The sequence below is a fragment of the Pseudomonas sp. Pse79 genome, from assembly GCF_024519615.1.
Classification (GTDB): Bacteria; Pseudomonadota; Gammaproteobacteria; order Pseudomonadales; family Pseudomonadaceae; genus Aquipseudomonas; species Aquipseudomonas veronii.
On the sequence record NZ_JALJRR010000001.1, the window covers coordinates 112,989 to 131,938 of the forward strand.

The window sequence follows — 18,950 nt, forward strand, 5'->3', positions numbered from 1 at the left end:
GGCGCGCCTGCTCCCACATCGATTCAGGCAGATTCAGGCTTGGCCATCACCGCGATAAACAGCGGCGAGTCCAGAAACCACTGCAACCACGCCTGCACCCGTCGATATGAGGTGCGCGCAAACCACTCCCGATCGACATGGGCAAACTGCCGCACAAACGGCGCCACAGCCATATCCGCAAGGCTTGGATGATCGGCGAGCAAATACGCACGGTCAGCCAGCAACGCCTCCAGCTTCTGCAAAAACACCTCACCGTCGGCCCGATACGCTTCCATCGGCCGCTCCGGGTAGCGCTCGGCATACTTGTAGCGATTCAAGTGATGTTTGAAGCCCAGGTCATTCTCGGCAATCAGCGCCTGCACCGCGGGATCACCCTGCAGTAACCAGTCTTGCGGATCGTTTTGCGCCAGGGCCCAGCGCATGATGTCCAGGCTTTCGTCGATCACCCGACCGTCGACGCTCAACACCGGCACCGTGCCTTTGGGCGACAGCGCGAGCATCTCGGCCGGCTTGGCCTTGAGGCTGACTTCGACAATCCGCAGCGGCACGCCGCAATAGCGCAGGGCCAGGCGGGCGCGCATCGCGTAGGGGCAACGGCGAAACGAGTACAGCAGCGCCTCGCTCACTTCACCTCCACGGTGCTCAAACCATTGCCCTGACGCTTGACCTGGATCTGCACCGGAATGCGCTCGTGCATTTCCTGTACGTGGGAAATCACCGCCACCTTGCGGCCCTGGGCTTGCAGGCCGTCCAGCGCGTCCATGGCCAATTGCAGGGATTCCGGGTCGAGGCTGCCGAAACCTTCGTCGATAAACAGCGACTCGATCTTCAAGGTACTCGAGGCCATCGATGCCAGGCCCAGCGCTAGCGCCAGGGAGACGAGGAACGTCTCGCCGCCGGACAACGAATGCACTGAGCGCAGTTCGTCGCCCATTTCCGTGTCCATCACCAGCAGGCCGAGCATGCTGCCGCCGCGTTTGAGGCGGTAGCGGCGCACCAGTTGGCGCAGTTGCACGTTGGCGTGGTGTACCAGCAAATCGAGGTTGTAGGCCTGGGCGATCTTGCGGAAGGTGTCGCCGGTGGCCGAGCCGATCAGCGCGTTGAGGCGCGCCCAGCGTTGCCATTCTTCATAAGCCTTGGTGATCTGTTCGGCCAGGGCGTGGTTGGCGTCCTGGCGGCGCTGGTCTTCGGATTGCCGCGCGCGCAGTTCGGCGCAGTGTTTTTCGCCCTCGGCCAGTTGCTGGTTGAGCGTGGCCAGTTGGGCGTCCAGTTGTTCGGCGTCGAGGTTGCCGTTGTGCAACGCCTGGTGCTCGGCCAGGCGTTGTTCGCGCTCTTGCAGCAGAACCCGGGCTTGCTCGACGGCTTTTTCGCTGTTGTGCAGTTGCTGGCGCAGTGCGCTGGCATGGGCCTCGTCCAAGGCCAGCAGGCGCTTGAGCCCGGCGTCGTCCAGGTCGGGGTGCAGGGCGCGCCACTCGCCCAAGCGTGTCGCGAGCGCGTGTTGTTCGGCGTGCAGCGTGTGCTGGCGGTCTTGCTGGGCCTTGAGGTCGGCGGCCAGTTGGATCAAGGCGTTGCGGATGTCCTGCAACTGTTGATTGGCGTCGGCTTCGCTTTGGCGAGACTGCGCCACGGCCTGTTCGAGTTGCTGTTGCCAGTCTTCGGCGCGTGGGTGTTCACCGAGCAGGCGGGTGAGTTTTTCCTGGGCCGCGTGTTGCTGGGCGGCCAGTTCGCTGACCTGCTGGCGCAATGCGTCGAGTTGCTGCTGGCGATGTTGCTGATGGGTGTGTTCTTTCTCGATCGCCTGCTGACGCGCTTGTTGCTCGGCCAGTTCATCGCGCTGATGGGCCAACTGTTCGAGGCGCTGACCAACCTGTTGGTCCAACTGCATGAAGGTCGCCGCCGGTTCGCTGCGCAGGCCCTCGAGTGTCTCGGTCGGCAACAGGCTGGCGAACGCCTGGAGTTCTTCGTCGAGGCGTTCGCGGTCGTTGGCCAGTTCGCGTTGCTGGTCGATCAGCAACTGGCGGGCCTGCTGGCTGGCGTCCTGGGCGGCTTGCAGCTGTTGCTGCAGGCGCCCGGCGTTTTGTTGCAGGTTGAGCAGGGCGCCTTGGCGTTGCTCGTCCTGGGTGATGTTTTGCGTCAGTTGACTGAGCTGCTGGGCCAGCCAGGTGCTGCGCAGGGCCGCCTCCTGATTGAACAGCGCGGCCGCCAGCGGGTGCGCGTCCAGGCTCGGCGCCAGGGCTTGCTGTTGGATTGCCAGTTGCTCCTGTTGCTGCAGGAATTCCTTTTGCTGGGCGATCAAACCGCCGACTTCACCGCGCAGCTCGGTGAGTTTTTCCTTGAGGCTGTCGACGGCTTTCTGCGCCATCGCCTCTTCGTTTTCGTCGTGGCGACCGAGGCTGTGCAGCAACGCTTCGGGTTGGTGATACGGATGCGCTTGGCTGCCGCACACCGGGCAGGGCTGGTCATCCTGCAATTGCCCGCGCAACTCCTCGACACTGGCACTGCGGGCCAGGCGCTGGCGCTCCAGCAGTTGCTTGGTCACCGTCAGGGTCTGTTCGGCGCGCGTGAGTTCGGCTTTGGTGTGCAGGCCGGTCTGGTTCAACTGATCGCGTTGTTGTTGCGCGTCCGCGAGTTTTTGCGTCAACACGCTGGCTTGCTGGTCCAGCTGTTGCTGGTTGTCCCACAGCCGGGTGAGGTCTTCGAAGGCGCGTTGCTGCTTGCGATTGTCTTGCAGCAGGCTGGCGAGTAACTGGATCTGCTCGGCGACGGCGTGAGGTTCGGCGCCGGCCTCCTGGTACAGCAGGTCGAGGGCATCGCGTTGTTGGGCGAACTTCTCGGCGGCGGCGGTGGAGCGCTGTTCAAGCTGCGGCAGTTCGGCCTGACCTTTGTTCAGGCGATTGCCGATCAGCATCAGTTGTTGCAGGCGGTCGCGGTAGGCGTTCCAGGCCTCGCTCAACGGCGCGAGGGCGGCGCTGCGTTCCAGGCCGGCGGCCAGGCGTTGCAGGCGCTCGGCGACGTGGGTGTGTTTTTCCTGCAAGCCCTTGAGCAAGGCCTGACCTTCGGCGCAGGCCGTTTCGTGCTGTTGCTGGTCCTCGTTGCGCTTGGCCAGTTCCTTGTTCAGGTGGGCGAGGGTGTTTTGTTCCTCGAAGGCCTGGCGCAGCAAAGGCCCGGCGTCGGCCTGAGCTTGCAGGGCCGCGGCCAGCGCTGTTTGGGCCGATGCCTGCTGTTGTAGGGCTTGCTCCTGGCGGCCATGCAGATCGGTTTGCTGCTCGATCTGCGCTTGAATGTGCGCGGCCAGCGGCGTGAGCAAGGTGTCGAGCTCAGCCTGGCGCGCGAAGTGATGGCGCTGCGGCGCCAACTGTTCCAGGCGGCTCAAGTCCTCGCGCTGCGGGCCTTGGCTGTCCCAGTGTTGCTGGGCTTGTTGCAACTGTTCGACGGCACTGAGCTTGCGCTCCTGCCATTCGCGCAGTTCCTTGAGCCAGGTGTGCTGCAGCTCCAGCTGCTTGAGCTGGGCTTGCTCGGTCTTGAGCTGTTGCTGCGCGTGGGCCAATTGTTGGTCCAGCTCGGCGCGGGCTTGCTCGGCCAGGGGTTCCACGCCGGTGGCCTGGTCCTGCAGTTGTTTGTGGGCGTCCTTGGCGTCCTTGGCCTTGTCGAAGGCGCGACGGCCGAGTTGGGTGTAGAGCGCGGTGTCGGTGAGCTTTTCCAGCAGTTCGCTGCGCTCGTTGTCGTTGGCCTTGAGGAAGGCGCTGAACTCGCTCTGCGCCAGCAGTACCGCGCGGGTGAACTGCTCGAAGTTCAGGCCCAGGGCCAACTCCAGCTGGGTCTTGTATTCGGTTTTCTGGCTCGCCAGCAACTGGTCGCTGTCCAGGTCGATCAGGCTTTGCCGGCTGTTCTGCAACTTGCCGCTGGCTTTGTCGCGGGCGCGGTTGGCTTCCCAGCGCGCACGGTAGCGGCGGCCGTTGACGCCGACAAAGTCGACCTCGGCATACCCGCCGCCGGTGCCGCGTCGCAGCAACGTGCGCGGGTCGCCGATGGAAATATCGCTGTCGGCGTCGGGCATCTTGGCCTGGCCGGTATCGCCCAGGCGTGGCACGGCACCGAACAGCGCCAGGCACAGCGCGTCGAGCAGAGTACTTTTGCCGGCGCCGGTCGGCCCGGTAATCGCGAACAACCCGGCGCTGGCCAGGGGCTCGGCGGTAAAGTCGATCTCAAACGGGCCCGCGAGGGAGGCGAGGTTTTTCAGGCGGATGGCGAGGATCTTCATGGCTGTTCGCCCTCCTGTTGCACTTCCTGGAGCAGCACCGCGAAGTCCTTCAAGGTCTGTTCATCCACTTCACTGCCGTAGTTGTCCTGCCAGGCGCGGCTGAACAGCTCCTGGGGGGTGAGCTGGTCGAGTTCGATCAGGCGCTCGTTGTCGGTGTCGTCGCTTCCGCGTTTGCCGGCGTACTCGGCAGCGATACGCACCAGGCGCACGGCCTTGCCTTGCAGGGCGGTTTCAATTTGCTGGCGCAGGTCGGGTTGCGGCTCGTCGAGGCGCACGCGCACTTCCAGCCACGGCTGGCGTTGGGTTTCGGCGAGCAGGTCGATGTCCGGCAAGTCGCCGAGCTGCTTGAGGATATCGGCCAGCGGTGCGGCTTCCAGGCGTTGCAGGTTGACCGCGCGCGGGATCAGGCGCGGTTCGACGCTGAGCAGGGTTGCGCCGTCGAACGTCACGTCGAGAATCTGGTGTTGGTAGCCGATTTCGGAAAACGACAACGGGATCGGCGAACCGCTGTAGCGAATGCGCTCCTCGCCGTTGACCCGTTGTGGCTTGTGCAGGTGGCCGAGGGCGACATAGCTGACGCTGGCATCGAACAGGCTGGCGGGCAGCGCTTCGGCGTTGCCGATGATCAGGCTGCGCTCGGAGTCTTCCGACACCGAACCGCCGGCCATATGTGCATGGCTGATGGCAACCAGCGCCTGGCCGGGCTCGCGTTTGGCGTTGGCTGCGGCAATCAGCCACTCATGCACCTGGCCGATACCGCGCAGGTAATCGTCGCCCAGTTGCGCCCCGGTGACTTCCGCCGGGCGCAGGAACGGCAGCGCCAGGCACCAGGCGGCGATCTTGCCGTCGGCGCCGGGCAGCGGGATCAGCAAGCGCTCGGTATCCAGTTGCCCGTCATCGAGCCACAACACCCGGCCCAGGGCATGGGTGCGCAAACGGCGCATCAACGGCGCGGGCAGTTCGATGCGCGAGCCGGAGTCGTGGTTGCCGGCGATCATCACAATCGTGAGGTTGGGGTTTTGTTCGTGGGCGCTGATGATGAAATCGTACAGCCGCTCCTGGGCCTTGAGCGGCGGGTTGACCGTGTCGAAGATATCGCCGGCGATCAACAGCACGTCCGGCGCGTGCGCGCCGAGCTGGCGCAGCAGCCACTCGAGGAAACAGGCGTGTTCGAAGTCGCGCTCCTGGCCATGCAGGTTTTGCCCAAGGTGCCAGTCGGAGGTGTGAAACAGACGCAAGGCGAGCTCCGTGGAGAAGATGAAAAGGAGGGGAGTTTACCTGTATTGCGCACACGCTGCTCCAGACGACGCAGATCCAGTGTGGGAGGTGGTTTGCCTGCGATGGTGGTGGTCCGCTTGCTCAGTGTTGTCTGGCCCATCGCCATCGGGGGCAAGCCCCCTCCCACAGGGGTATGCGGTGTGCGTTATGTCTTGGCTGGCAGGCAATCCAGGGCGCGGTCGGACAGGTTCGGGCTATGTCGACCAGACGACGCAGGTGCAGTGTGGGAGGGGGCTTGCCCCCGATGGCGGCGTGTCAGCCGACATCATAATTGACTGATACACCGCTATCGGCGTGGTGGGTCCGCTTGCTCGGTGTTGACTGGCCCACCCCCCGTCCCGACTCTCGATTCGTGACGTATCAGGAGCGCTATTTGGGATACAACGGCGGCAAGCTGGTGGTGTCGCTCGTCGGGTCTTGCTCGCGGTCGGCCATTGGAATGGCTTTTACCGCACGCCACAGTTCTTCACCCAGCCAATAATGGCCGCTTTCGCTGTACAGCGCGCCGTTCAACCCATCCAGCGCGTCGGACAGCGGCACGAAGCGCGCCGCCATGTCGGCCAGGGTTTCCGGTTGTTGCCGGGCCCAGGCGTCGAGGGCCTGGCGGGTGGCCTGGGGGTCGTTGGCCTGGGTCGCGCGCTTGAGGTCGTCGAGCAGGGTGCGCGGGCTCGGGCCGGTTTGTGCCGCGCGTTGCACCGCCGGCTGGCGGCGTGCGCGCCACCACAGGCCGAAACCCAGCAACGTGGTGCAGGCAAGGAGCAGGGTGCTCAGTTGCCACAGCCACAGGCGGCTATCGTCGGGGGCGGTGATCACGGTCGGTGTCGCGGGTGTGTCCACCACCAGGCTCGGGTTATTCGCCACTTGCAGCGTGCGGGCGGGCAGGCGGGTGCGTTCGAGGTGGTCCTCATGGGTGTTCCACCACACCACTTCCACCGCCGGCAAGTCCAGCGCGCCGGCGCGGGTGGGCACCAGGGCTTCGCGGTCTTCTCGGCTGCCGATCAGGCCACGGTCGTTGTTCTGGTTGCCGACTACCGGCTGGTCCGGATAGCGGCGCAGGCCATTGATCTCGGTGCTCGGCAGTGCCGGCAGTTGTGCGCTGGAGAGGCCCTCGGCCTTGACCGTCAGGCTGCGGGTCAGGGAATCACCGACCTGCACGTGGTCCGGCTCGGGGTTCCAGTTTTCGCTCAGGGTCAGGCTGCGTGCCGGCAGCCACGGCGCCTCGGCGGGGTACAGCTCGGGCTTGGGTTTGACCGTCAGCTCGAGGGGCGCGGAGCTGACGTGGATCAGCTTGCCCGGCTTGGTGCCCTGCAGCGTGTTCTCCTGCGGCGGGCGCGATTCCACCAGGGTCGCGCTGAAGGTCTGGGCGGCAATCGTCAGGCTGCCGCTGTGCTGCGGGTAGATCGCGTAGCGGGTTTCGATCACGCCGTGGCGAATGCTGTTGATGACCTTCTCGTAGGTGCGTGATTCGCCCAGTTGCTCGATGCGCGCATCGGGAATCTGCAGCGGCGTGAGGCTGCTGTCGTCGTACAGCGACACCGAGTGATACACGCGTACCGTCAACAGGGCCTGGGCCTGCACGTACACGGTGTTCTGGTCGAGGTTGGATTCGACGAACACCGGCGCGAGTTCGGCGTTGGTGTCCTGGCTGGTGGTTTCCAGCACTTGCAGGCTGATCGGCTGGGTCGTGTATTCGCCCACTTGCAGCGGCGGGATCACCACGGTGCCGTTTTGCTTGGGCAGCAGGGTAATGATCCAGCGCGTGGTGGCGTGGTTATCGCCGCCGAGGGTGGTGAGTTGGTTGATCTGGCGCGTGCCGCTGACTTCGAACTGCGCCTCCAGCGGCGACAGGTCGGGTTTGCCGAACTGCGTGACGTCGCCGGATTCCACCGTCAGTTCCACCGTTTCCCCGGAATTGAGGCGGCTGCGGTCGACGCTGGCGACCAGGTTCGCCGCCTGGGCGTGGCTTGCCGACAACGCGAGCAGAAGCAGAAGGGTGGTGCGGCGGCTCATCGAGTCTTGTCCTGATGCTGTTGCTGTTCGTACCAGAATTTGCGCCGCAGCAGTTCGCCGGGGTTGTCCGGGATCTCCTGCAGCCATTGTTCCAGGGCCTGGCGATGTTCGTCGTCCAGGCTGGCGCCGCTGGGGCGCAACGGCGGGGTGGTGGTTTGCTCGTCCTCCAGCTCGCTGCCCGGCACGTCATTGCCGCCCGCTTGTGGCGTGGCGCCGGCCTGGGTATCGGCGGTGCCGGCTTCACCCTGGTTTTGCGGCGATTGCTCGCCACCCGTGGCACTTTGCGCGCTGGCGCCCGGTTGCGCAGTTTGGCCGGGTTGGGTGGTTTCGTCATCTTCGTTTTTTGCGGGCGGGGCCGGCTCGGGCTGCGCCTGTTGTTGTATCAGGCTTTCCACCAGGGCCTTGTTTTTCAGGGCCGGCAGCAGATCGGGCTGGGCTTCCAGCGCCTGTTCGTAGGCATCGATGGCTGCTTCCAGCTCACCGGACCTGGCCAGTGCATTGCCGCGATTGTAGTGAGAGTAGGCGTCACTGCCCTCGGCAAAACGCTTGATGGCTTCGGCGTAGTTACCCGCTTCGTACAGCGCCACGCCTTGCCATTGCGGGTCTTGGAAGCGTTCGGCGGCTTCTGCGGGGCGTTTTTTCTTCAGCAGGTACTGGCCTTGCTGGTCGGGGCGCAGCCACAAGTCCTGGAGTTCGAAGGCATAACTGGGCTGCGGTGCGCCAAGCAGCAGCAACGGCAAGCAGAACAACCAGCCACGCCGCCCGGCGCACGCGGCCAGCAGCAACAACGGCAGCAGCAGCCAGTAACCCTGATCGGCCCAGGTGTCGAGGTGCAGCAGTTGGCCGTCGTTGCGCAGGGCTTGCGGCGCGTCGAGCATGCCCAGTTGGCGCAGGTCCTTGTCGTCCAGGCGCGCGGCACGGTAGCGGCCGCCCATTTCGCTGGCGAAGGCTTTGAGCGTCGGGCTGTCGAGGCGCGGCACGAGGATGGCGCCTTGGTCGTCCTTGAGGAATTCGCCGCTCTCCAGGGTCACCGGCGTGCCTTCGCGGCTACCGATGCCGAGGATCGACAGGCTTGGCGCCTGGCCGCCTTGCAGCAGCAAGCGGATGCCCTGGCGTTCCTGCTTGGACAGCGATGAACCGATCAGCAGCAGACGCCCCTGGCCGAGGCCGCCTTGCTTGAGCAGGCCGAGGGCTTTCTCCACGGCCAGGTCGGCGCGGTGCCCGGGCTCGGGCATCAACGAGGGGCGTAGCGCTTCGAGCAGGTTGCGGCTGGTGGCCAGGTCGTCCGACAGCGGCACCAGGGTGTGGGCGCTGCCGGCATACACGACGATGGCGGTTTGTGCGTCGCTGCGCGCCTGCAGTAAGTCATACAGCTTGCGCCGTGCCTGCTCCAGGCGGCTGGGCGGGCTGTCGGTGGCGAGCATTTCCGGGGTCAGTTCGAGCAGCACCACCAAGGGGTCGGAAGGCTTCTGGCTGGTCTGTTCCACCCGTTGCCAACTGGGGCCGAGCAAGGCCAGTACTGCCAGCAGCCAGGCAATACCGAGGAGCACCCACGGCGATTTGCTTTCACGGCCATTGCCACCGCTGAGCAGCACGGCATGGAACGCCGGCGGCAGGATCATCTGCCAGCGCCCGGCGCGCTTTTGCCGGTGCCACAGCTGCCACAGCAACCAGCCGAGCAGCGGCAGCAGCAACAGCCACCAGGGACGGAACCAGTGCGGCCACAGGTCGATCATCGACGCCTCCGCAAACGCAGGCGTTTGAGGCGCTGGCGCCATTCTGGGTGCTGTTGCAGAAAATGCCCCTTGGTCGACAGTTTGTTGAACAGCCGTTGCAGCGCGTTGTTCGGCCAGCGCTCCTGCACCACCAGCAACAGGCTGAGGATCAGCGCCAATGCCAGGGGGCCGCTGTACAGCGCCTGGGCCGGGCGCGCCTGGGTCGGTTGCTGTTCGACCGGTTCGAGTTGGTCGAGGGTTTCCTTGACCGCTTGCAACTCTGCGCCATCGCGGGCACGGAAGTAGCGGCCGCCGGTGGCCTCGGCGATGGCCTTGAGCGCCGGTTCGTCGAGGTCCAGGCTCGGGTTGACGCCCAGCACGCCAAGGGAACCGGTTTGTTCCGGATCGGCGCCGATACCGATCGGGTAGATCTTCACGCCTTCTTCGGCGGCCAGACGCGCGGCGGTCAGTGGGTCGATCCGGCCGCCGTTGTTGGCGCCGTCAGTCACCAGGATCAGCACGCGGCTTTGCGCCGGGCGCTGGCGCAGGCGCTTCAAGGCCAGGCCGATGGCATCACCGATGGCGGTGTTCTTGCCGGCGATGCCGATGCGCGCTTCATCCAGCCAGGTGCGTACCGTGTGGCGGTCGAAGGTCAGCGGCGCTTGCAGGTAGGCTTGGCTGCCGAACAGGATCAGGCCGACGCGATCGCCTTCGCGCCCTTCAAGGAAGTCGCCGAGCAGGTGTTTGACCAAGGTCAGGCGGCTGACGTCATCGTCCTCCCACTGCATATCGGGAAAATCCATGGAACCGGACACGTCCACCGCCACCAGCAAATCGCGGCCGCTGGCGGCAATCGGCAGCGGTTCGCCGAGCCATTCCGGGCGGGCGGCGGCGGTCAACAGCAGCAGCCACAGCACGACGAAAGGCGCCTGTTGCCGCCAGCCGGGCAGGTTCGAGCGTGCGCGGCGGCCCGCCAGGCCTTCGAGGTCGCTGAGGTAGCTGACTTTCAGCGCGGGCTCGCCGCTGTCGGCCGCCGGCAGCACCAGGCGCATCAACCAGGGCAACGGCAGCAGGGCGAAGATCCACGGCCAGGCGAACTCAAACATGTTTGCGAATCCAGGTGTCGACGGCCTGGGTCAGGCCGGCGATGGCTTTGTCGTCGAGTTTGCATTCGGGCTTATAGGCGCCTTCCACCAGCACCATCCAGCGTGTGAGGCCGGCGGCGGGGCAGCGGTTATCGAGAAACGCCAGCCATTTGCGGCCATTGAGGGTGTGGCTCTGGCTGTAGGGGTAGTCGTTGCGGCACAGGCGCTTGAGCAGGCCGTTGAGTTGCTGCAGCCAGGCCCCGGCGGGCGCGCCGTCGTAGGGTCTGGGCATCAGCGCCAGTTCGGCCAGGGCGGCGATGCGCAGCGGGTCGAGCGGTTGTTCGGCGCGGGACACGGGACGCCGCGTGGGCAGGAAGCGGCGCAGCCACCACACGCCCCAGCCCAGCAGCGGGATCACCAGCAGCAACAGCCACCAGCCTGGCGCAGGCGGCCAGAAGCCGATCGCCGGTGGGGCGATCAGCGGTTGGAGTTGGTCGAGGCTGCTCATTGCTTTTTAACCGGGCGTTGCGGGTTGAGGTATTCGCGCAGTTGCTCGACCATTTCGCTCTGGGTGCTCAAGGGCATCAGCAATACCCGCAGTTTCTGCGCGAGCAGTTCCCAGCGGGCGCTGCGCGCTTCGGCCTGGGCCTTGTAGGCCTGGCGCAAATCGAAGTTCAGCGTGTCCAGTTCCAGTTGTGCACCGCGTTCGGCAAAGCGCAGCAGCCCGGCGGCGGGCAGGGCGTGGTCGAGCGGGTCGGAGATCGGCAGCAGCAACAGGTCGCAATGGCGTGACAACAGGCTCAGCTGTTGTTCGGCGCCTTCGGTCAGTGCGCGTTCGTCGCAGATCACGATCACCAGGCTGCCCGGGCGCAGCACTTCACGACCACGGCGCAGGGCCAGGCCCAGGGCGTCGGTTTCGGGGCCGCTCTCGGTGCTCAGGCTCTGGTTGACCCGCACCAGGCGGTTGAGCAGTTGCAGCAGGCTCTGTTTGCTGCGCCGCGGTTTGATTTCGTAGTGCTCGTTGTCGCCGAAGACCAGCCCGCCGACGCGGTCGTTATGCCCAAGCGCCGCCCAGCCGATCAGGCTGGCCGCCTGGGCCGCGAGCACCGACTTGAACATCTGCCCCGAACCGAAAAACAAGCGGCAGCTTTGCTCCACCATGATGAAAATCGGGCGTTCGCGCTCTTCGTGGAACAGCTTGGTGTGCGGTTCCTGGGTGCGCGCGGTCACGCGCCAGTCGATGGTGCGGACATCGTCGCCGGCCTGGTAGACGCGCACCTGGTCGAAGTCGACCCCGCGCCCGCGCAGCTTGGAGTGGTGCAGGCCGATCAGCGGGCTGCGCTGGCTCGGCGTGGAAAACAGCTGCACTTCGCGCACGCGGTGGCGCATCTCAATCAATTCGCTGAGCGTGACGCGCACTCCATCGCTGGCGTTCATCGATTTCAAGCGACGGCTACGACGTCGAGAATGCGTTGCACCACGCGGTCCTGGTCGATCCCGGCGGCTTCGGCTTCGAACGACAGAATGATGCGATGGCGCAGCACGTCGAACAGCACCGCCTGGATGTCTTCCGGGCTGACAAAGTCTCGCCCGGCCAGCCAGGCGTGAGCGCGGGCGCAGCGGTCGAGGGCGATGGAGCCGCGGGGGCTGGCACCATAGGCGATCCACTCGGCCATTTCCGGGTCGAATTTGGCCGGGGTGCGCGTGGCCATGACCAATTGCACCAGGTATTCCTCCACCGCATCGGCCATGTACAGGCCGAGAATTTCCTTGCGCGCGGCAAAGATCGCCTGCTGGCTGACGCGGCGTTCGGGCTTGGTTTCACCGTTGAGCGCCTCGCCACGGGCCTGCTGCAGGATGCGCCGCTCCACGGCCGCGTCCGGGAAACCGATCTTGACGTGCATCAGGAAACGGTCGAGCTGGGCTTCGGGCAGCGGGTAGGTGCCTTCCTGCTCGATGGGGTTTTGCGTGGCCATCACCAGAAACAGCGGCGACAGCTCGTAAGTACTGCGGCCCACACTGACCTGGCGCTCGGCCATGGCTTCGAGCAAGGCCGACTGCACCTTGGCCGGGGCGCGGTTGATTTCGTCCGCCAGCACCAGGTTGTGGAAGATCGGCCCCTGCTGGAACACGAAGCTGCCGGTTTCGGGGCGATAGATTTCAGTGCCGGTGATGTCGGCGGGCAACAGGTCGGGGGTGAACTGGATACGATGGAACTGCGCTTCGATGCCTTCGGCCAACTCCTTGATGGCCTTGGTCTTGGCCAGGCCCGGCGCGCCTTCCACCAGCATATGGCCGTCGGCAAGCAAGGCAATCAGCAGGCGCTCGATGAGTTTTTCCTGGCCGAGAATCTGCGTAGAAAGAAAGGTTCGCAGCGCAAGCAGCGCTTCACGATGTTCCATCGATGACGGTTCCTGGAGAGATGAGCCCGAGCGTCGAGAAAAAACGCCGGGCCTGGGGGGCTTACTTTAATGCATCGGGGGGGGCGGCGACTAACGGCGCGCGGGGTATTTTTCGCGAAACGTGTAGGAATTTTGTGTGTCAGTAGCCTCAGGCACGGATATAAGTGCCTGTGCCCCTGAGAATGTTCTGCAGGGTTTCTTCAACTTCAGTCAAATCCTCAGGGGCGGTGCTGTGCAGAATCTCCAGGCGATCCTTGCCGCCCAGCGCATCGGCATCGCCTGCCGCCAGCTCAATCAGCAACGTGCTGTCACTCAACGTGACCTTCAGGCCCTCGAGGGTCGATGGTTCGTCGTCCCAGGTCAGCTCCACCTCGTCTTCATCCGGGTAACGGGCCAGTATGAACATTTCGCCCTTAGTGCTATGGCAGCAGAGCATGGCCATGTTGTCTTCTTCTTCGTCACATGGGTTGGCGATCAGGTTGGTAGTGATCAATTGCATGGCAGTCCTATGGGTTTATTGGCCGCAAAAGGGGGATTTTGCCACTGCCGCCATATTTATGTCGGTGTGAATTTCATCAGTGCGTCATGGCTTGAGCACAACGATTTTGCCTTTTTTATAGGTTGACTATCTAAACGGCGGCACGCCTGTCGGCTGTGGCCTGGGGGCCGCCTGGTTATATTTATCCCATTGCGCAGAATATACGCCGCTGTCGGCGAACGAAATCGGCGGATTGATGTTATCCGGTGACGAGGTGGGTTGCGAAATGATGGGCGAGGGGGCTGTTGGCGTAATCATGACGGGCCTGCATAGATGACAGTCGGTTAACCACGCTCCCTGTGTTTTTTTTGATTGGCGGTTGGCGCAGGAAAAGTTCCCTGATGTTTGAGGTCCCTTGCTTGATGTGCCGTAGGTATGTGCCGACGGGCTTCGCGTGTGTTAGCTATCATTGGCTTGAAATCAGCGCCGGTGACCGGCTTTTTTGTCGTTCGGTGTGTGTGGTTGCCCTTTGTGCAACCCTTCATTGCCAGCCGATGACCGAATATGTCGCAGCGCCGCAAGCAGCTGTCTTCCTACACTCGTTAAGCTGCGCAACGGATGTGCTCACTGCTGGGAGCCTGACCTGCCCGTCACACCGTCGCCTGGCAAGGTGTACGTCCAATGGAAGTTGTATGTGACCTGATCGTCTTGTCCAGCTTCACCCACCTGTCACCCTGATTCGTTTATGGTGCTTGTATCGTTACCTGCGAACAGGGCTGACGGTCTCCCCCAAAGGGGATAACACGCGACGCTTCCATCAATAACAAGCCCAAGCGGAGTACCACAGATGGCGTTCTTCACCGCAGCCAGCAAGGCCGACTTCCAGCATCAACTGCAAGCGGCACTGGCGCAGCACATCAGTGAACAGGCACTGCCACAAGTGGCGCTGTTCGCTGAACAATTTTTCGGCATCATTTCCCTGGACGAACTGACCCAACGTCGCCTTTCCGACCTGGCCGGTTGCACCCTGTCTGCCTGGCGCCTGCTTGAGCGCTTCGACCACACCGAACCCCAGGTGCGGGTCTACAACCCCGATTACGAACGTCATGGCTGGCAGTCGACCCACACCGCGGTCGAAGTGCTACACCATGACCTGCCATTTCTGGTGGACTCGGTGCGTACCGAGCTGAACCGCCGCGGCTACAGCATCCACACCCTGCAAACCACCGTGCTCAGCACGCGCCGTGGCAGCAAGGGCGAATTGCAGGAAATTCTGGCCAAGGGCACCCAGGGCGAAGGCATCCAGCAAGAATCGCTGATGTACCTGGAAATCGACCGCTGCGCCAACGCCGCCGAACTGAACGTGCTGAGCAAAGAGCTGGAGCAGGTACTGGGCGAAGTGCGCGTGGCCGTGGCCGATTTCGAGCCGATGAAAGCCAAGGTCCAGGAACTGCTGGTCGGTATCGACGCCAGCCGGTTCAGCATCGACGGCGAAGAACAAGCCGAGATCAAGAACTTCCTGGAATGGCTGGTGGGCAACCACTTCACCTTCCTCGGCTATGAAGAGTTCGTGGTACGTGACGAGGCGGACGGTGGTCATATCGAATATGACGCCGGCTCCTTCCTCGGTCTGACCAAGCTGCTGCGCGCCGGCCTTACCGCCGACGACCTGCGCATCGAAGACTACGCCGTGTCCTACCTGCGCGAGCCGACCGTGTTGTCGTTCGCCAAGGCCGCCCACCCGAGCCGCGTGCATCGCCCGGCTTATCCGGACTACGTGTCGATCCGCGAGATCGACGCCGACGGCAAGGTCATCAAGGAATGCCGCTTCATGGGCCTGTACACCTCGTCGGTGTACGGCGAAAGCGTGCGGGTGATTCCTTATATCCGCCGCAAGGTCGCGGAAATCGAACGCCGCTCGGGCTTCCAGGCCAAGGCGCACCTGGGCAAGGAACTGGCGCAGGTGGTCGAAGTACTGCCGCGTGACGACCTGTTCCAGACCCCGGTCGACGAGCTGTTCAGCACCGTGATGTCGATCGTGCAGATCCAGGAACGCAACAAGATCCGCGTGTTCCTGCGCAAAGACCCCTACGGGCGTTTCTGCTACTGCCTGGCCTACGTGCCGCGCGACATCTACTCCACCGAAGTGCGCCAGAAGATCCAGCAAGTGCTGATGGATCGCCTGAAAGCCTCGGACTGCGAATTCTGGACGTTCTTCTCCGAGTCCGTGCTGGCCCGTGTGCAACTGATTCTGCGGGTCGACCCGAAGAACCGTCTGGACATCGACCCGCTGCAACTGGAAAAAGAAGTGGTGCAGGCCTGCCGCAGCTGGCAGGACGACTATTCCAGCCTGGTGGTCGAAAGCTTCGGCGAGGCCCACGGCACCAACGTGCTGGCGGACTTCCCGAAAGGTTTCCCGGCCGGCTATCGCGAGCGTTTTGCTGCGCATTCGGCGGTGGTCGACATGCAGCACTTGCTCAGCCTCACCGAAGCCAACCCGTTGGTGATGAGCTTCTATCAGCCGCTGGGCCAGGTGTCCGGCCAGCGTGAGCTGCATTGCAAGCTCTACCATGCCGACACCCCGCTGGCGCTGTCCGACGTATTGCCGATCCTGGAAAACCTCGGCCTGCGCGTGCTGGGTGAATTCCCGTACCGCCTGCGTCATGCCAATGGCCGTGAGTTCTGGATCCATGATTTCGCGTTCATTGCCGCCGAAGGCGTGAACCTGGATATCCAGCAGCTCAACGACACCCTGCAGGACGCGTTCGTGCATATCGTCCACGGCGATGCCGAGAACGATGCGTTCAACCGCCTGGTACTCACCGCCGGCCTGCCGTGGCGCGACGTGGCGCTGCTGCGTGCCTATGCGCGCTACATGAAACAGATCCGCCTGGGCTTCGACCTGGGTTACATCGCCAGCACCCTGAACAACCACACCGACATCGCCCGCGAGTTGACCCGGTTGTTCAAGACGCGCTTCTACCTGGCGCGCAAGCTCACCGCCGACGATCTGGAAGACAAGCAGCAACGCCTGGAACAAGCGATCCTCAGCGCCCTGGACGAGGTTCAGGTGCTCAACGAAGACCGCATCCTGCGTCGCTACCTCGACCTGATCAAGGCCACCCTGCGCACCAACTTCTACCAGACCGACGCCAACGGCCAGAACAAGGCGTACTTCAGCTTCAAGTTCGACCCGCGGGCCATTCCCGAGCTGCCCAAGCCGGTGCCGAAGTTTGAAATCTTCGTCTACTCGCCACGGGTCGAGGGTGTCCACCTGCGCTTCGGTAATGTCGCGCGCGGCGGCCTGCGCTGGTCCGACCGTGAAGAAGACTTCCGCACCGAAGTGCTCGGCCTGGTAAAAGCCCAGCAAGTGAAGAACTCGGTGATCGTGCCGGTGGGCGCCAAGGGCGGCTTCCTGCCGCGCCGCTTGCCACTGGGCGGTAGTCGCGACGAGATCGCGGCCGAGGGCATCGCCTGCTACCGCATCTTCATTTCCGGCCTGTTGGACATCACCGACAACCTCAAGGATGGCGCCCTGGTGCCGCCGGTCAACGTCGTGCGGCATGACGGCGATGACCCGTACCTGGTGGTCGCGGCCGACAAAGGCACTGCGACCTTCTCCGACATCGCCAACGGCATTGCCATCGACTACGGCTTCTGGCTCGGCGATGCATTCGCCTCCGGCGGTTCGGCCGGTTACGACCACAAGAAAATGGGCATCACCGCCAAGGGCGCGTGGGTCGGTGTGCAGCGTCACTTCCGTGAGCGCGGCATCAACGTGCAGGAAGACAGCATCACCGTGGTCGGCGTCGGCGACATGGCCGGCGACGTGTTCGGTAACGGCCTGTTGATGTCCGACAAGCTGCAACTGGTCGCGGCCTTCAACCACCTGCATATCTTCATCGACCCGAACCCGAACCCGGCGACCAGCTTCGTCGAGCGTCAGCGCATGTTCGAGCTGCCGCGTTCGGCGTGGAGCGACTACGACACCAGCATCATGTCCGAAGGCGGCGGTATCTTCTCGCGCAGCGCGAAGAGCATTGCCATCTCGGCGCAGATGAAAGAACGCTTCGACATCCAGGCCGACAAACTGACCCCGACTGAACTGCTGAACGCCTTGCTCAAGGCGCCGGTGGACCTGTTGTGGAACGGCGGTATCGGCACTTACGTCAAGGCCAGCACCGAAAGCCATGCCGATGTGGGCGACAAGGCCAACGACGCGCTGCGCGTCAACGGCAACGAACTGCGCTGCAAGGTGGTGGGCGAGGGCGGTAACCTCGGCATGACCCAACTGGGGCGTGTGGAATTCGGCCTCAATGGCGGCGGTTCGAACACCGACTTCATCGACAACGCCGGCGGCGTGGACTGCTCCGACCACGAAGTGAACATCAAGATCCTGCTCAACGAAGTGGTGCAGGCTGGCGACATGACCGACAAGCAACGCAACCAGTTGCTGGCGAGCATGACCGACGAAGTCGGCAGCCTGGTGTTGGGCAACAACTACAAGCAGACCCAGGCCCTGTCCCTGGCCGCCCGCCGTGCCTACGAGCGTGCCGCCGAGTACAAGCGCCTGATGAGCGACCTGGAAAGCCGTGGCAAGCTGGACCGCGCCATCGAGTACCTGCCGACCGAGGAGCAGCTCACCGAACGCGCCGCCACCGGCAAGGGCCTGACCCGTCCGGAGCTGTCGGTGCTGATCTCGTACAGCAAGATCGACCTCAAGGAAGCCCTGCTCAAGTCGCAGGTGCCGGATGACGAGTACCTGACCCGTGACATGGAGACTGCGTTCCCACCGAGCCTGGTGGCCAAGTTCGGCGAGGCGATGCGTCGCCACCGTCTGAAGCGCGAGATCGTCAGCACCCAGATCGCCAACGACCTGGTCAACCACATGGGCATCACCTTCGTGCAGCGGCTCAAAGAGTCGACCGGCATGAGCCCGGCCAACGTGGCGGGCGCCTATGTGATCGTGCGCGACATTTTCCATCTCCCGCACTGGTTCCGTCAGATCGAAGCCCTGGACCACCAGGTCTCCGCCGACGTGCAACTGGAGCTGATGGACGAGCTGATGCGCCTGGGCCGCCGTGCCACGCGCTGGTTCCTGCGCAGCCGTCGCAACGAGCAGGATGCCGGGCGTGACACCGCGCACTTCGGTCCGCACCTGGCCGCACTGGGTCTCAAACTCGACGAACTGCTCGAAGGCCCGACCCGCGAAGGCTGGCAGACCCGTTACCAGGCCTACACCGAAGCCGGCGTACCGGAGTTGTTGGCACGCATGGTTGCAGGCACGACGCACCTGTACACCTTGCTGCCGATCATCGAAGCCGCCGACGTGACCGGGCATGACGCCGCCGAAGTGGCCAAGGCCTACTTCGCCGTCGGCAGCGCCCTGGACTTGCCATGGTACCTGCAGCAGATCAGCGATCTGCCGGTCGCCAACAACTGGCAGGCCCAGGCCCGCGAAGCCTTCCGCGACGACGTGGACTGGCAGCAACGGGCGATCACCATTTCCGTACTGCAAATGGCCGAAGCGCCACAAGACATGGAAGCCCGCGTGGCCCTGTGGCTTGAGCAGCACCAGGACATGGCCGATCGCTGGCGCGCAATGATGGTGGAAATCCGTGCCGCGGTCGGCACGGACTACGCCATGTACGCGGTGGCCAACCGTGAGTTGCTGGACCTGGCGTTGAGCGGTCAGTCGGTGCTGGCATCGGTTTGATCGAG

Annotated in this window: 11 protein-coding genes; 1 reads left to right on the forward strand and 10 read right to left on the reverse strand. The window is 64.0% G+C overall.

Annotated elements, in window-relative coordinates:
* Positions 1-23 precede the first annotated feature (23 nt).
* The 10 genes from NR164_RS00505 to NR164_RS00550 all read right to left on the reverse strand — a co-directional run bounded on the left by NR164_RS00505 (position 24) and on the right by NR164_RS00550 (position 13,250).
* Positions 24-626, reverse strand: coding sequence for a glutathione S-transferase (locus tag NR164_RS00505; RefSeq protein WP_126588553.1), 603 nt, complete (start codon positions 624-626; stop codon positions 24-26).
* Positions 623-4,261, reverse strand: coding sequence for an AAA family ATPase (locus tag NR164_RS00510; RefSeq protein ID WP_256822069.1), 3,639 nt, complete (start codon positions 4,259-4,261; stop codon positions 623-625). Before NR164_RS00510 ends, NR164_RS00505 begins: the two co-directional genes overlap by 4 nt.
* Complete coding sequence (locus tag NR164_RS00515) at positions 4,258-5,499, reverse strand: exonuclease SbcCD subunit D C-terminal domain-containing protein (RefSeq protein ID WP_046490942.1); 1,242 nt, start codon at positions 5,497-5,499, stop codon at positions 4,258-4,260. The genes NR164_RS00510 and NR164_RS00515 overlap by 4 nt, the downstream gene beginning before the upstream one ends.
* Positions 5,500-5,908: 409 nt before the next feature.
* Positions 5,909-7,549: a BatD family protein gene (locus tag NR164_RS00520; RefSeq protein ID WP_232588752.1), complete on the reverse strand. Its 1,641-nt coding sequence runs from the start codon at positions 7,547-7,549 to the stop codon at positions 5,909-5,911.
* Positions 7,546-9,285, reverse strand: a complete 1,740-nt coding sequence (locus tag NR164_RS00525; RefSeq protein ID WP_046383654.1) for a tetratricopeptide repeat protein — start codon at positions 9,283-9,285, stop codon at positions 7,546-7,548. Before NR164_RS00525 ends, NR164_RS00520 begins: the two co-directional genes overlap by 4 nt.
* On the reverse strand, positions 9,282-10,370 hold the full coding sequence (locus NR164_RS00530) for a VWA domain-containing protein (RefSeq protein WP_057004657.1): 1,089 nt from the start codon (positions 10,368-10,370) through the stop codon (positions 9,282-9,284). The genes NR164_RS00525 and NR164_RS00530 overlap by 4 nt, the downstream gene beginning before the upstream one ends.
* A complete protein-coding gene (locus NR164_RS00535; protein ID WP_017846484.1) occupies positions 10,363-10,857 on the reverse strand; it encodes a DUF4381 domain-containing protein in 495 nt (164 codons plus the stop codon). The genes NR164_RS00530 and NR164_RS00535 overlap by 8 nt, the downstream gene beginning before the upstream one ends.
* A complete protein-coding gene (locus tag NR164_RS00540) occupies positions 10,854-11,786 on the reverse strand; it encodes a DUF58 domain-containing protein (RefSeq protein WP_017846483.1) in 933 nt (310 codons plus the stop codon). The genes NR164_RS00535 and NR164_RS00540 overlap by 4 nt, the downstream gene beginning before the upstream one ends.
* A gap of 5 nt (positions 11,787-11,791) precedes the next feature.
* Positions 11,792-12,751 carry a MoxR family ATPase gene (locus tag NR164_RS00545; protein WP_003218556.1) on the reverse strand — a complete coding sequence of 320 codons (960 nt, stop codon included), beginning with the start codon at positions 12,749-12,751 and terminating at the stop codon, positions 11,792-11,794.
* Between the two features lie 148 nt (positions 12,752-12,899).
* The gene (locus NR164_RS00550) at positions 12,900-13,250 is read right to left on the reverse strand and encodes a hypothetical protein (protein WP_256822070.1); all 351 of its coding nucleotides are present in this window, start codon (positions 13,248-13,250) and stop codon (positions 12,900-12,902) included.
* Between the two features lie 826 nt (positions 13,251-14,076).
* Here NR164_RS00550 and NR164_RS00555 point away from each other — a divergent pair.
* Positions 14,077-18,945, forward strand: coding sequence for an NAD-glutamate dehydrogenase (locus NR164_RS00555; RefSeq protein ID WP_256822071.1), 4,869 nt, complete (start codon positions 14,077-14,079; stop codon positions 18,943-18,945).
* The last annotated feature ends 5 nt before the right edge of the window (positions 18,946-18,950 follow it).